The sequence below is a fragment of the Streptomyces sp. NP160 genome, assembly GCF_006335115.1.
Taxonomy (GTDB): Bacteria; Actinomycetota; Actinomycetes; order Actinomycetales; family Quadrisphaeraceae; genus Quadrisphaera.
The window spans coordinates 1-921 of record NZ_VDMJ01000083.1; the positions used below are offsets into that span (position 1 = coordinate 1).

The 921-nt window shown below is 78.0% G+C and carries 1 pseudogene; it reads left to right on the plus strand.

The window, feature by feature from the left end:
- Positions 1–69 precede the first annotated feature (69 nt).
- A pseudogene (locus FHN55_RS21990) lies at positions 70–921 on the plus strand (hypothetical protein); the annotation flags it as partial.

Below are 921 nucleotides of genomic sequence, written 5' to 3' on the forward strand. Positions count from 1 at the left end.
CGAGAACGACCCCGCCCCACAACTGCACACCCCTTCGCCTACCCCACCGGCCCGCCCACCCCAGCGCCGGTGCCCACCCCGCGACGCACCAGCGCCGCCGGGGCACCCCCACCTGCACCCCGGTCCCACCACGCCATCCACAGCGCCACCGACAGCGCCACCGACAGCGCCAGCGGCGGTGCCACCGACAGCCCACCCCGCGCCGCCGAGCCTGCTGGCGAGCGTGCTGGGCAGCGGCTGCGGGCAGCGCGCCGCGCCCGCGCCCGCGCTCAGCAGCGGCCCCTGGCCGGGTACGGACCCTTCGGCCACCTGCCCGGCATCGGACGCCTCACCCCCCACACCACCCGCGCCGCGGTGCGCGCTGCCCGCTGGCGACGCCTGGTCGCCGACCCGGCCACCGGGGTGCTGCTGCACCGCTCCCGCTGGACCCTGCCCGCCCCCGACACCCTGCCTAGCCCCCACCGCACCGGCAGCGCCGCCAGCGCCCGCAGCACCCGCAGCACCGCTGAGCACCTGGCGGTGCTGCTGGACCAGACGGCCGCCCCCGACCCCCACAACCCCAGCGATCCCGCCGACCCCGCCACCCGCGTCGAGGTCAGCTACCGACCCTCAACGCTGCTGGCCGCCCACGTGCGCGCCCGCGACGGGGTGTGCATCTCCCCGGTCTGCCACCACAGCGCCCGCGGCGGGGCCACCCAGCTGGACCACACCACCGCCTGGGGCCCGCCCACCCCCACCCGGCTGCGCGGAGGGCTCACCCAGGCAGGCAACCTGGGGTGCATCTGCCAGCGCTGGCACACCGCCAAGACCCACGGCGGCTGGCAGCTGGTCCAGCCCAGCCCGGGCAGCTTCGTGTGGACCTCCCCGACCGGGCTGGTCCACCACCGCACCGCCACCCCGGTCCTGCCCGACCTCACCCAC